We start from the raw sequence: 12630 nt of genomic DNA, 5'->3' as shown, positions 1-12630 counted from the left end.
CTGCCGGGATCCTTCCGATGGCCGCTAGCTCGCTTGCCAATCGCCTGTTCCTGTCGGCGACGGCGTGGCTCGTGGTGATCCTGGCCATCACCGGGGTGGTGCTGTCGTCGGTCTACAAGAGCGCCACCGAGCGCGCCTTCGACCGCCGGCTCAATCTCTATCTGCGCACCCTCATCGCCGAGGTCGCAACCCCCGACGAGCCGCCGGATCGTCAGTTCCAGTCGCTCGGCGAGCCCCTGTTCGAGCTGCCGCTGTCGGGCTGGTACTGGCAGATCACGCGGACCGATACCGAGAAGCCGGAGGTGCGCTCGTCGCGCTCGCTCTGGGACAAGAAGCTGCCGAAGCTGGAGGAGCAGGGCACCGAGCTCACCGCCGCCGGCATTCGCCTCGCCTATGTCGACGGGCCGGAGGGACAGAATCTCCGCATGGTGGAGCGGCCGGTCGATCTCGGCGCGGACGGCAAATATCTGGTCAGCGTCGCCGGCGACGACACCGAGATTTTCGACGAGACGCGGAGCTTCGACTACTACCTCGGCGGCACCTTCACCGCGCTCGGCATCGTGCTGCTGCTGACCACGGTGTTCCAGGTGAGGTTCGGTCTTGCGCCGCTCAAGCGCATCTCGGAATCTATCGCCGACATCCGCTCGGGGCGGGCGGAGCGGCTCGAAGGTGAATTCCCGGTCGAGATCGCGCCGTTGGCGCGCGAGACCAACGCGCTGATCGATGCCAATCGCGAGATCGTCGAGCGCGCGCGCACCCATGTCGGCAATCTCGCCCATGCGATCAAGACGCCGCTCTCGGTGATCGTGAATGAGGCCGGCACGCACGCCACCGAGCCGTTCGCAGCCAAGGTGATGGAGCAGGCGGACGTGATGCGCGACCAGCTCGCCCATCATCTGGAGCGCGCGCGCATCGCGGCGCGCGTCTCGGTGGTGGCGACCGTGACGGAGGTCGCGCCCGTCATCGAGGCGCTGCGGCGGACCATGGAGAAGATCCATCGCGATCGCGACATCGTGGTCGAGGCCAAGGCCGATCCGTCCGCAAAATTTCGCGGCGAGCGGCAAGATCTGGAGGAGATGGTCGGCAATCTCGTCGACAATGCCTGCAAATGGGCGGCCTCGCAGGTCTTCATCGAGGTTCTGGTGGAAGCGCCGCACCAGACGGGCGCCGGCCCGCGCCTGCGGATCATCGTCGACGACGATGGCCGCGGCCTGTCGGAGGCCGAGCGCGCCCAGGTCTCCCGGCGCGGCCAGCGGCTCGACGAGTCCAAGCCCGGCTCGGGGCTCGGCCTGTCCATCGTGACCGACCTCGCCGCGCTCTATGGCGGCAGCCTCTCGCTCGCGGGCGCCCCGACCGGTGGCCTGCGGGCGGAGCTGGTCCTCCCCGGAATATAATCCTTTGTTCCGGCACGACTATTTGGCTGGTCCGGTACCGATCCGGACCAAACCGGAGCTATTTCGGAGCGACTTCCTAAACGGCTTCTTAAGTGGGCCCCATCTATGATCGCGCAGGACGCATCCCACGTCTGCCATTTTATCGTGCATCACCCGGGCGCATGAGCCAGACATCGATCGAGCGGCTGAGGGAATATCTCGCGCAGCTCCCGCCGCAGTCGCAGGCGCTGCTGATGCGGGAGTTCGAGCGCGCGCTCGAGCGCGGCCAGGACACGGCGGTGGCGACGCTCGTGCTAGAGCAGCTGCGCAAGATCGTCCGCAAGACCGAAGTCGACGAGGCTGCGCCGCCGCGCACGGACGATCTGTCGCGGCTGTTGTTCCAGGTGCTGGAACCGTTCCTGGTCGAGACGGGCGCCCCTGTCAGGGTCGGCCAGATCCGTCGCTCCTCATTGCATCCGATCTGGCAATGGCTCGGCCGCGATGGCGCCCCCGACAAGGTCAACGAATTCGAGGCGGCGCTGGCGCGCATGCCGGCTTCAGACAGTGCAGGGCAGGTCGAAGCCCTCGCGGCGAGGCTCCAGGCCGTGGCCGCGGATGCCATCTTCGGGTTGACGGGTCCCGGCGGCGGCGACAAGTCGCGCGCGCTCGCCCGTGTCGGCCCGCCCAACGTGATCGAGGACCTCTATTCGATCGGAGCGGTGCTTCAGGTCCGGGAAGCCATCGCTACGCTGAACGAGAAGCTGCCGCGCTTCCTGCGTACCTTCGGCGAAGCCCAGATCGCATCTGTGACGTCCACACTCAACATCCCCGCGCTCCAGACGCCGCAGATGCTGGCCTTCGCGCTGTCGATGGTCGTGCAGCGGATGACCGCGCCGTGGCAGATCATCCGCCTCGCCATCAAGATTGCCGCGTCCGACGACGAGATCCGCGTCGCGGCCACGCCCTACGGTGTGGCCGTCACGATCGCCCTGCATGATTTGTCCTGCGTTGCCGCGATCCTGCGCATGGACATCAAGCGCGGCCATTTCGAGAACGTCGCCGACAATCTCAAGGCGCTGCATGACGGCGTGCGCGGTCTTCGCACGGAGCTCGATCTGCGCAACGATTCCGTCTGGGGCAAGCAGCTGACCTCGATCCGGGCCGACATCTCCAATGCGCTGCAATCGGAGATCGACAGCGTTCCCGGCCGCGTTCGCCGCATCCTGCGCCAGCGCGCCGAGAAGGACATTCCGCCGGGGGCGCGGATCGACAGCACCGAGGTCGAGGAAACCGCGGCGCTGATCGATTTCGTCGCGACCTGCCGCAACTACGCGAGCGAGCTTGCGATCAACGAGGTGACGTTGCGCACCTATTCCGATCTCCAGCAATATGTCGAACGCTCGACCGAGCAGTTGGTGCAGTCGCTGCGAGCGGCCGATCACAAGGTCCGCACCTATCGGCAGCAGCAGGTGCAGGCCGCGATCCGCTTCTGCCAGGTGCTGTTCGGCGATGATTACGCGTCGCTGATGAGCCGCGCCGCAGAGAACGCGGCCACGGGCGAGCGCAAATCGTCGCGGGCAAGCTGATCAAGCGCATTTTTTTGTGATCACAATTTGTGGTTGACGGTGCCGGTGGCGGGCCCTACGGTCGCCGTGCAAGATTTTGGAATTTCTATCTGTGGGCGCATGAAACCCCTTATCAGCTCCATCGAAATTGAAAACCGCGTCATTGTCGCCAAATACCAAAGGCTGATGGTTGGCGCGAAGGTGGTGCTGATCGAGAAGGCAAGCGGCCGCCAACTGCCTGAGACCGTCACCAGGGTCGCATCGACCGTTCCCGTCGGGGCGTTGCGCATCAGATTGCCTGAAGCAATCGAGCCGGGAACATACTTCCTGAGGGCCTTCAACGGGCACGGCGAGGACGCCGCTCAAAGCGCGGACTTCGAGATCCGTTAAGCCGTTGGATTTTCACAGTTTCGGGACTGTGTGCGGTCGCGCCGAATTGACAATTGTCAATTGCCGCATCGTCCGGCCGTGGTGTAAAGCCACCTATGGGCGCGGTTCGCGCGCCGCCGGAAGCTTGCCTGATGACGCTATGGTTCGTGTTCGCGCTGATGACGGTCGCGGCGAGTTTCGCCGTGCTTCTGCCGCTCGGCCGCAGCGGACGCGCGCAAAATCAGGGGAGCGAGGTCGCGGTTTACAAGGACCAGCTGGCCGAGATCGAGCGTGATCTCGCCGCAGGACTGATCGCCGCGCCGGAAGCCGAGGCCGCACGTGTCGAGATCAGCCGCAGGCTGCTTGCCGCGGCCGGGAGCGAGCCTGTATCGGAACCGACATCGAGCCTCAAATGGCGCCGCGCGGCGGCTGTGCTGGCGCTTGCCGGCCTGCCGCTCATTGCGATCGGCGTCTACATGCCGCTCGGCTCGCCCAGGCTCCAGGACTTTCCCCTGGCGCAGCGGGAGCGCGGGGCCGGGTCCGGCATGGCGCTCGAGAATCTCGTCGTGCAGGTCGAGCAGCATCTGGAAAAGAATCCGACCGACGGGCGCGGCTGGAACGTGCTCGCGCCGGTGCTGGTGCGGCTCGGCCGCTTCGACGATGCGGTGCGCGCCTATCGCAACTCGCTTACCTACAATGGCGAGAGTTCGGAGCGCCGGGCCGATCTAGGCGAGGCGATCGCGGCTGCTGCCGGCGGCGTGGTGACTGCCGAGGCCAAGACCGAATTCGAGCGCGCGCATGGCCTGAACGCGGACGATCCCAAGGCGAACTATTTCCTCGGGCTTGCCGCCGAGCAGGATGGCCGCAAGGACGATGCCGCCAACATCTGGCGCGCACTGCTGGCGAAAGCGCCGGCGGATGCGCCGTGGCGCCCTCTGGTGCAGACCTCGCTGGCGCGGGTCGGCGGCGGTGGCGCTACGATGCCGGCGCTGTCTGACGAGACGATCGCAGCCTCCAAGGACATGAACGAGGGCGATCGCAACGCGATGGTGCGCGGCATGGTCGAACGCCTGGCCACCCGGCTGAAGCAGAACGGCGATGATGTCGAGGGTTGGCTGCGCCTGGTGCGCGCCTATCTCGTGATGGGCGATCGTGACAGGGCAATGGGCGCTTCGACCGACGCCCGACAGGCTGTCGCCAACGATGCCGCGCGGCTGCGCCAGCTCAACGAAGGCCTCAAGACTCTCGGGCTCGACGGATGACGATGTCGGGACGAGGCGAGCGGAGAACGGATACGCGATGACGCGCAAGCAGCGACGTATGACCATCATCGGCGGCTCCCTCGCGGTGCTCGCGCTTGCAGCCGCGCTGGTGCTCAACGCTCTGCGCGACTCCATCGTGTTCTTCTCGACGCCGACGATGGTCGCCGAAAAGCACGTCGAGCCCGGCAAGCGGTTTCGTCTCGGCGGCCTAGTGCAGCCCGGCTCGCTCCAGCGCGGCGATAATCTCGCCGTGACCTTCGAGGTTGCCGATGGCGGCGCCAAGCTGCCGGTCGCCTACAAGGGCATCCTGCCCGACCTGTTCCGTGAAGGGCAGGGCGTGGTGGCCGAAGGCGCGCTCGACGCCAATGGCGTGTTCAAGGCCGACACCGTGCTTGCCAAGCACGACGAGACCTACATGCCCAAGGAAGTCGCCGATGCCCTGAAGAAGCAGGGGCATTGGAAGGACGATTACGGCGCCAAGGCTTCTGATAGCGTCAAACCCGCGGCGACGACCGCGCAGGGCAACTCGCAGGGAGCAGTGCGTTGATCGCGGAATCCGGACACTACGCGCTGGTGCTGGCCCTCGGCCTGGCGCTGATCCAGTCCATCGTGCCGCTGATCGGTGCGCGTCTGCGCGATGCCGCGCTGATGAACGTGGCGCGCTCCGCCGCGCTGGCGCAACTCCTGTTCGTCGGTGCGTCGTTCATCGCGCTCGTGATGCTTCACGTGAACTCGGATTTCTCCGTCGCCAACGTCTACGAGAACTCCCATTCGATGAAGCCGCTGATCTACAAGATCACCGGCGTGTGGGGGAACCATGAAGGCTCGATGCTGCTGTGGGTGTCGATCCTGGCGCTGTTCGGCGGAATGGTCGCCGCCTTCGGTAACAATCTGCCGCTGTCGCTGCGCGCGCATGTGCTGGCCGTGCAGGCCTGGATCGCCAGCGCCTTCTATCTCTTCATCCTGGTGACATCGAACCCGTTCCTGCGCATCGCCAATCCGCCGATCGAGGGACGCGATCTCAATCCGGTGCTCCAGGACATCGGCCTCGCCGTGCATCCGCCGATGCTCTATCTCGGCTATGTCGGCTTCTCGATCTCGTTCTCCTTCGCCATCGCGGCGCTGATGGAGGGGCGGATCGACGCGGCCTGGGCGCGCTGGGTGCGGCCGTGGACGCTGGTGGCCTGGATCTTCCTGACCCTCGGCATCGCGATGGGGTCGTACTGGGCCTATTACGAGCTCGGCTGGGGCGGCTGGTGGTTCTGGGATCCGGTCGAGAACGCCTCGCTGATGCCGTGGCTCGCCGGCACGGCGCTGCTGCACTCGGCGCTGGTGATGGAGAAGCGCAACGCGCTGAAGGTCTGGACCATCCTGCTGTCGATCCTGACCTTCTCGCTGTCGCTGCTCGGCACCTTCCTGGTGCGTTCGGGCGTCATCACCTCCGTGCACGCTTTTGCCACCGATCCGACGCGCGGCGTGTTCATTCTGCTGATCCTCTGCCTGTTCATCGGCGGCAGCCTCTCGCTGTTTGCAGCGCGCGCGACCTCGTTGAAGCAGGGCGGCCTGTTCGCGCCGATCTCGCGCGAGGGCGCGCTGGTGTTGAACAATCTTCTGCTCAGCGTGGCCTGCGCGGTCGTGCTGTTCGGCACGCTCTATCCGCTGGCGACGGAAGCGCTCGACTTCAAGATATCGGTCGGCGCGCCCTTCTACAATCTCACCTTCGCCCCGCTATTCGCGTTGCTGCTGCTCGCGGTGCCGTTCGGGCCGATGCTGGCGTGGAAGCGCGGCGATCTGCTCGGCGTCACCCAGCGGCTGCTTGCGGCGGGCGTTGCCGCGTTCGTTGTGATCGCCATCGTCTGGGCCTGGACCCGTGGTGGCAGTGCGCTGGCACCATTGGCAATTGGGCTTGGAGTCTTCGTCATCGCCGGTGCCGTGACCGATCTGTCCGAACGGACCGGTTTGTTCCGCCTGCCGTTCGCAACGACGCTGCACCGGGCCCGCGGCCTGCCGCGTTCGGCCTGGGGTTCTGTGTTTGCCCATGCGGGCCTCGGCGTCGCGCTGATCGGGATCGTCTGCGAGACCACCTGGAACAGCGAGTATATCGCGACCATGAAGCAGAACGACGTTGCACACGTCGCCGGCTATGATCTCAAGCTCGACGGCCTGTCCCAGCGTCAGGGGCCGAACTTCCGCGAGATGATCGCCGAGTTCAACGTCAGCCGCGACGGTGAGAAGATCAGCGTCATGACGCCGTCCAAGCGCAACTTCACGACGCGCGGGTCCTCGACCACCGAGGCCGCATTGCTGACGCGCGGCGCGAGCCAGCTCTACGTTTCCCTCGGCGACGCGACTGCCGATGGCGCCATTGCGGTGCGCATCTATCACAAGCCGCTGGTGCTGCTGATCTGGTGGGGACCGGTGCTCATGGCCTTTGGCGGCATGCTGTCGCTGTCCGACCGGCGCCTGCGGGTCGGCGCACCGAAGCCGGCGCGGGCCAAGCAGCGCCTTCAGCCGGCGGAGTGATCCGATGCGGCGGATGATGGTCACGATCGTTGCGCTCATGCTGCTGGCTTTGCCCGCCGCCCACGCCGTGCAGCCCGACGAGATCATGTCGGATCCCGTGAAGGAGGCACGCGCCCGCGACTTGTCGCGCGAGCTGCGCTGCATGGTCTGCCAGAACCAGTCGATCGACGATTCCGACGCGCCGCTGGCGCGCGATTTGCGGCTGCTGGTGCGCGAGCGGATCGCTGCCGGCGACAGCAATTCGCAGGTGCTCGACTTCCTGGTCGCGCGCTATGGCGAGTTCGTGCTGCTCAAGCCGCGCTTCGAGCGGCAGACCATGCTGTTGTGGCTGCTCGCGCCGCTGCTGCTGATCAGCGGCGGCCTGGCGCTCTGGCTGCAAATCCGCCGGCGCGCGCGAAGCGGTGCAGACCTACCAGCTCCGCCGCTCACTGCGGATGAAGAGTCGCAGCTCGCCGCCTTGATGTCGGACGAGACGAAGTCGTCCTAGGCTACGTAATGATACGTAGGCCGTCTGCCACAGCGTGTTTCATGCTCTGTTGACCTTTGTCTGGAAGCTTGTCGCGAAATTCAATTCCAGATTTTTGAGTCCTCAGCGATGTTCACGAACAGCAATCTGACGATCCGCTTCCTGATCGGCGCCGTCGTCGCTGCATTATTGTTCCTGCTGGGCATCGGCGGCGGCACCGGCTTCGTCGCGGTGCTCTACCTCAACAACGAGATCACCAGCCTGTCGTCGGATTTCGCCGCGCTGAGCGGCCCCGCGCGCGAGCATGCAATGCTGATCTACCAGCAGGCGCAGGCGGCATTCTCCTATTTCCTGATCGCCTGCGGCGTGATCACGGTGGTCGCTGTCGCGATCTGCCTCACTACCTGGTTCGCTGTGCGCAACGGCATCCTCAATCCGCTGGCGGCGATTGTGCACGCCATGCGTGAGGTCGCCGATCAGAAATTCGAGACGCCTGTTCCGGGCCTCGGCGTTACCAACGAGATCGGCCTGCTCGCCGGTGCACTGGAAGTGTTCAAGACAAACGGCTTGGAGCGGCGGCGCCTCACCGAGCAGCAATTACACGAAGCGCAGCATCAGGCCGAGCGGTCGAAATTCCTGGACGCCCGGATCAAGCGCTTCAACGATCTCGTTGCCAGCGTGGTCGACAGCGTGGCGTCCTCGGCCGCGCACCTGAAGAGCAATGCCGAAACGCTGTCACGGACGGCCAACGACACCAGCTCCAAGGCCAATGCGGTCGCGAGCGCGGCGAACCACGCCAGCGCCAGCGTGCAGATCGTCGCGGGCTCGGCCGAGGAGATGACGAACTCGATCGGCACGATCAGCCGCCGCGTCACCGACGCGACGCAGCGTGCCGAAGGCGCGGCGACGCAGGCCGAGAAGAGCCGCGACACCATCCACACGCTGTCGGATGCCGCCGACAAGATCGGCGAGGTCGTGCAGCTCGTGCAGGCGATCGCCTCGCAGACCAACCTGCTGGCGCTCAACGCCACCATCGAGGCGGCGCGGGCAGGGGACGCCGGCAAGGGTTTTGCCGTGGTTGCCTCCGAAGTGAAGAGCCTCGCGCACCAGACCAGCAAGGCGACGGAGGAGATCACCTCGCACGTCGCCAGCATCCAGGGCATCACCGCGGAGACGCGCGGCGCGATCGACGGCATCTCGAAGACGCTGTCGGAGATCTCGTCGATCATGTCGGGCATCGAGGTCGACACCGCCCAGCAGCGCAACGCCACGCAGGACATCACCCGCAGCGCGCAGGATGCCGCGCATGGAACGCTGGACGTCTCCAACCACATCGTCCAGATCACCTCGACGTCGGCGGAGACCGGCCGCATGGCGGCCGAAGCGCGCGATTCCGCCGTCGATCTGTCGCAGCAGGCCGAAACCCTGAAGCGTGAAGTCGACGAATTCATCGTCAGCGTGAGGGCGAGCTGATCTCGCCAAAGGCGTGGTCTACGCTCGTCAGGGGAACTCGATTAAGTTCCTGTAAGGCCACGACTTTCGGCGTGCGATAAACTGCCGCAACGGCGCGACCCTTCATTACAAAAGTTTAACCCCGCCGCCAGCGCACGGTAAGGCGGGAGCCCCCATCTTCATGTCCGTAACGTGCTGCCATCCGGCACCGAAAGAATTCAAGGCCTTGGAGATTCCTGCATGACCGACCGTCCCGACCTCACGAACCTTCCGTCCTACCGGCCGCCCCGCCGGTCGGTTTTCTCCGCGCGCAGGATCGCGCTGATGGCTTCGGTCGTCGCTGGCCTCGGGATTGCCGTCCACGGCTTCAGCCCGTCGACCTCGCCGAGCGAGCTGTTCTCCAGCCCGGCGCATGCGCAGGTCAACAACGAGGTCCGGAAGGTTGAGCGTCCGGTCGGATTCGCCGACATCGTCGAGCGCGTGAAACCGTCGGTGATCTCGGTGAAGGTCAATATCAAGGAGAAGACCGCGAGCAACGACGATGGCGATGATTCCTCCTCGCCGTTCCAGCCGGGCTCGCCGATGGAGCGCTTCTTCCGCCGCTTCGGCGGTCCGGATGGTTTCCCGGGCCAGAAGGGTGGCCGCGGCCGCGTTGTGCAGGGCCAGGGCTCCGGCTTCTTCATCTCCGCCGACGGTTTTGCCGTGACCAACAACCACGTGGTCGACGGCGCCGACAAGGTCGAGGTCACGACCGACGACGGCAAGACCTATACAGCCAAGGTGATCGGCACCGACCAGCGCACTGACCTCGCCCTCATCAAGGTCGAGGGCAGCTCGAACTTCCCGTTCGCCAAGCTCGCCGACAGCAAGCCGCGGATCGGCGACTGGGTGCTCGCGGTCGGCAATCCCTTCGGCCTCGGCGGTACCGTGACTGCGGGCATCGTGTCGGCCAGCGGCCGCGACATCGGCAACGGTCCCTATGACGATTTCATCCAGATCGATGCGCCCGTGAACAAGGGCAATTCCGGTGGTCCCGCTTTCGACACCAACGGCGAGGTGATGGGCGTCAATACCGCGATCTACTCGCCCTCCGGCGGCAGCGTCGGCATCGCGTTCTCGATTCCCGCGAGCACCGTGAAGAGCGTGGTGGCCCAGCTCAAGGACAAGGGCTCGGTCAGCCGCGGCTGGATCGGCGTCCAGATCCAGCCTGTCACCTCCGACATCGCCGACAGCCTCGGCATGAAGAAGGCCGAAGGCGCGCTGGTTGCTGAGCCGCAGGCGAACGGTCCGGCGGCCAAGGCCGGCATCGAGTCCGGTGACGTGATCACCTCGGTCAACGGTGAATCCGTCAAGGATGCCCGTGAGCTTGCCCGCACCATCGGCGGCATGGCGCCCGGCGCGACCGTGAAGCTCAACGTGCTGCACAAGGGCCAGGACAAGGTCGTGAACCTCACCCTCGGCCAGCTGCCGAACACGATCGAGGCCAAGGCCGACACCGACAAGGATAGCGGCAAGGGTGCGAGCCGTGGCACCGACGTGCCCAAGCTCGGCATGACCGTCGCGCCCGCCGACTCAGTGGCTGGCGCCGGCAAGGAAGGTGTCGTGGTCACCGAAGTCGATCCGAAGAGCGCCGCGGCCGAACGCGGCTTCAAGGAAGGCGACGTCATTCTCGAAGTCGGCGGCAAGAGCGTGAGCACCGCCGGCGAAGTCCGCGACGCCATCAACACGGCGCGGACCGACAACAAGAACAGCGTCCTGATGCGCGTGAAGAGCGGCGGCCAGTCGCGCTTCGTCGCCGTGCCCATCGCCAAGGGCTAAGCCTTCAGGAGGTCTACGAGATGAGGGGTGTCGCCGGCATCAGTCGCCCCCGCCGCCGACGCCCTTCGGGGGAGCAGCGTAAGGCCCGCTCCCCCAGCCTACCTTCCGGTGGAATTACGCCCCCCTCCGTCGGAAGGCCTAGGGCGGTGAGGTCCCCCCAGCTTCACCGCCCGCCTTTTTGCCTACCCAAGTCCCGTTTGCTTGGCTTGCATGCGATTGCCGCTCGCGCCATGTTCAGAGAAGGTTGACCCCCTTGACCGCCGCCGAACGCACGATGCGCCTCCTCATCATCGAAGACGACCGCGAATCCGCCGACTATCTCGTGAAGGCGTTTCGTGAAGTCGGACACATTGCCGACCACGCCGCCGACGGTGAGGAAGGCCTCGCCATGGCCGAGAGCGGCGATTACGACGTGCTGGTGGTCGACCGCATGCTGCCCAAGCGTGACGGCCTGTCCCTGATCGGCGCGTTGCGCGACAAGGGCGACTCGTCGCCGGTGCTGATTCTCTCCGCGCTCGGGCAGGTCGACGATCGCATCAAGGGTCTGCGCGCCGGCGGCGACGACTATCTGCCGAAGCCTTATTCCTTTGCCGAGCTGCTGGCCCGGGTCGAAGTGCTGTCACGGCGCCGCGGCGGTCCGGCCGAGGACACGCTCTACCGCGTCGGCGATCTCGAGCTCGACCGGCTGTCCCATCGCGTCGCCCGCGGCAAGGACGAGCTGACGCTCCAGCCGCGCGAATTCCGCCTGCTCGAATACCTCATGAAGCATGCCGGCCAGGTGGTGACGCGCACCATGCTGCTGGAGAACGTCTGGGACTACCATTTCGATCCGCAGACCAACGTGATCGACGTGCACATTTCGCGGCTGCGCTCCAAGATCGACAAGGGTTTTGAGCGGCCGCTGCTGCACACGATCCGCGGCGCCGGATACATGATCCGTGACGGCATCAGATAAAGCGAAGAAACATCAATCGCTTCGCTCCAAGGCCCGCTTGTGGCTTACCGTTTTCTTACCGGCCCGCAAGGGTGTGCCAGATATCAAACGTTCACGACTCGCGCTTACTTCGGACAGGCGAGATTCTGGCCGGAGAGGACCATCATGGGTGGCAAGAGGCATGCCTCGGAGGAGATTTCGGCCAAGCTGGCCCAAGCCAAAGAACTTGTAGCCAAGGGAAAGACCCAGCGCGAGATATCGAAGGCGCTTGGTGTCAGCATCATGACCTACCATCGCTGGAAGAAGATGCCTGGTTCGTCGGTGCCGGTTGATGGCCGGCGCGGGGAGGCCGAACGCCGGCCATCCGGTCTCAATGAGGCCAGCACCATGGAGACAATCAAGCGGTTAGAGCTAGAGAACGCGCAATTGCGACGTCTCGTGACCGACATGCTGCTGGAAAAGCTGAAATACGAAGAGGAGCTTCGGGCGCGCCAGACTTCCTGAATTTGCATCGCCAAGCCCATTCGCGCGGGCCTGTCTTATGCCGCGTCCTCATGCTTTGCATCGGGCAAGCTATCAAGCCAGGCCTTGATCTCAGCGGGCAGCACTAGGACGCGCCGGCCGTGCTTCTTGGCCTTTAACACGCCACCGCTGATCGCCTCGCGCACCGATGTAAGACCGATACCCGTTAGAGCGCTGGTTTCCTCGGGAGAGAGGGATAACCGCTCTGCAAGCGGCACTTTATCCCTTTGTCCAAAAGCGTTCATCTACCTTTGATCTCCTGATTGATCGGCTTCGGCTGAATTATGAGACCACCGCTGCCCGCGAGACGTAGGGTTTGCGCTCGCAGACGCATGGCGTGACGCGA

12 protein-coding genes are annotated in these 12630 nt (G+C 65.2%); 11 read left to right on the top strand and 1 reads right to left on the bottom strand.

Features of this window, described 5'->3' with window-relative positions; genetic code table 11:
* The first annotated feature begins 17 nt into the window (after positions 1–17).
* The 11 genes from AB7G19_RS30190 (at position 18) to AB7G19_RS30140 (ending at position 12266) form a co-directional block, all read left to right on the top strand.
* Complete coding sequence (locus AB7G19_RS30190) at positions 18–1394, top strand: sensor histidine kinase (RefSeq protein ID WP_085402738.1); 1377 nt, start codon at positions 18–20, stop codon at positions 1392–1394.
* A 161-nt stretch (positions 1395–1555) separates the two neighbouring features.
* Positions 1556–2959, top strand: coding sequence for a hypothetical protein (locus AB7G19_RS30185; protein ID WP_085402739.1), 1404 nt, complete (start codon positions 1556–1558; stop codon positions 2957–2959).
* Between the two features lie 99 nt (positions 2960–3058).
* Complete coding sequence (locus tag AB7G19_RS30180; protein ID WP_085402740.1) at positions 3059–3328, top strand: hypothetical protein; 270 nt, start codon at positions 3059–3061, stop codon at positions 3326–3328.
* Positions 3329–3459: 131 nt separating this feature from the next.
* Positions 3460–4569: a c-type cytochrome biogenesis protein CcmI gene (gene ccmI, locus AB7G19_RS30175; RefSeq protein WP_441268713.1), complete on the top strand. Its 1110-nt coding sequence runs from the start codon at positions 3460–3462 to the stop codon at positions 4567–4569.
* A gap of 37 nt (positions 4570–4606) precedes the next feature.
* A complete protein-coding gene (gene ccmE / locus AB7G19_RS30170) occupies positions 4607–5116 on the top strand; it encodes a cytochrome c maturation protein CcmE (protein WP_085402741.1) in 510 nt (169 codons plus the stop codon).
* Positions 5113–7092, top strand: coding sequence for a heme lyase CcmF/NrfE family subunit (locus AB7G19_RS30165; protein WP_441268712.1), 1980 nt, complete (start codon positions 5113–5115; stop codon positions 7090–7092). The genes ccmE and AB7G19_RS30165 overlap by 4 nt, the downstream gene beginning before the upstream one ends.
* Before the next feature lie 4 nt (positions 7093–7096).
* Entirely contained in the window at positions 7097–7579 is a 483-nt protein-coding gene (locus AB7G19_RS30160; RefSeq protein WP_135214846.1) for a cytochrome c-type biogenesis protein, read from the top strand.
* A gap of 108 nt (positions 7580–7687) precedes the next feature.
* On the top strand, positions 7688–9031 hold the full coding sequence (locus tag AB7G19_RS30155) for a methyl-accepting chemotaxis protein (RefSeq protein WP_085402744.1): 1344 nt from the start codon (positions 7688–7690) through the stop codon (positions 9029–9031).
* Between the two features lie 219 nt (positions 9032–9250).
* On the top strand, positions 9251–10828 hold the full coding sequence (locus AB7G19_RS30150; protein ID WP_028149896.1) for a Do family serine endopeptidase: 1578 nt from the start codon (positions 9251–9253) through the stop codon (positions 10826–10828).
* Positions 10829–11102: 274 nt separating this feature from the next.
* Positions 11103–11783 carry a response regulator transcription factor gene (locus AB7G19_RS30145; protein WP_063986547.1) on the top strand — a complete coding sequence of 227 codons (681 nt, stop codon included), beginning with the start codon at positions 11103–11105 and terminating at the stop codon, positions 11781–11783.
* Between the two features lie 144 nt (positions 11784–11927).
* A complete protein-coding gene (locus tag AB7G19_RS30140) occupies positions 11928–12266 on the top strand; it encodes a helix-turn-helix domain-containing protein (RefSeq protein ID WP_439034364.1) in 339 nt (112 codons plus the stop codon).
* Between the two features lie 35 nt (positions 12267–12301).
* On the opposite strand, the gene AB7G19_RS30135 is transcribed toward AB7G19_RS30140, so the two are convergent.
* Positions 12302–12529, bottom strand: a complete 228-nt coding sequence (locus AB7G19_RS30135) for a helix-turn-helix domain-containing protein (RefSeq protein WP_441268711.1) — start codon at positions 12527–12529, stop codon at positions 12302–12304.
* Between the last annotated feature and the right edge of the window lie 101 nt (positions 12530–12630).

Origin of the sequence: Bradyrhizobium sp. 215_C5_N1_1, from assembly GCF_052075935.1 — a bacterium.
GTDB classification, from domain to species: Bacteria; Pseudomonadota; Alphaproteobacteria; order Rhizobiales; family Xanthobacteraceae; genus Bradyrhizobium; species Bradyrhizobium barranii.
Note: the sequence above shows the minus strand (reverse complement) of the source record. Positions and strands in the feature narration are given on the sequence as shown.

What these genes read in the sequence shown, in the direction of transcription:
- AB7G19_RS30185 (WP_085402739.1), top strand. Translation starts at nt 1,556, where the DNA reads ATGAGCCAGACATCGATCGAGCGGCTGAGGGAATATCTCGCGCAGCTC.
- ccmE (WP_085402741.1), top strand. Translation starts at nt 4,607, where the DNA reads ATGACGCGCAAGCAGCGACGTATGACCATCATCGGCGGCTCCCTCGCG.
- AB7G19_RS30140 (WP_439034364.1), top strand. Translation starts at nt 11,928, where the DNA reads ATGGGTGGCAAGAGGCATGCCTCGGAGGAGATTTCGGCCAAGCTGGCC.
- ccmI (WP_441268713.1), top strand. Translation starts at nt 3,460, where the DNA reads ATGACGCTATGGTTCGTGTTCGCGCTGATGACGGTCGCGGCGAGTTTC.
- AB7G19_RS30145 (WP_063986547.1), top strand. Translation starts at nt 11,103, where the DNA reads ATGCGCCTCCTCATCATCGAAGACGACCGCGAATCCGCCGACTATCTC.
- AB7G19_RS30160 (WP_135214846.1), top strand. Translation starts at nt 7,097, where the DNA reads ATGCGGCGGATGATGGTCACGATCGTTGCGCTCATGCTGCTGGCTTTG.
- AB7G19_RS30180 (WP_085402740.1), top strand. Translation starts at nt 3,059, where the DNA reads ATGAAACCCCTTATCAGCTCCATCGAAATTGAAAACCGCGTCATTGTC.
- AB7G19_RS30150 (WP_028149896.1), top strand. Translation starts at nt 9,251, where the DNA reads ATGACCGACCGTCCCGACCTCACGAACCTTCCGTCCTACCGGCCGCCC.
- AB7G19_RS30155 (WP_085402744.1), top strand. Translation starts at nt 7,688, where the DNA reads ATGTTCACGAACAGCAATCTGACGATCCGCTTCCTGATCGGCGCCGTC.
- AB7G19_RS30135 (WP_441268711.1), bottom strand. Translation starts at nt 12,529, where the DNA reads ATGAACGCTTTTGGACAAAGGGATAAAGTGCCGCTTGCAGAGCGGTTA.
- AB7G19_RS30190 (WP_085402738.1), top strand. Translation starts at nt 18, where the DNA reads ATGGCCGCTAGCTCGCTTGCCAATCGCCTGTTCCTGTCGGCGACGGCG.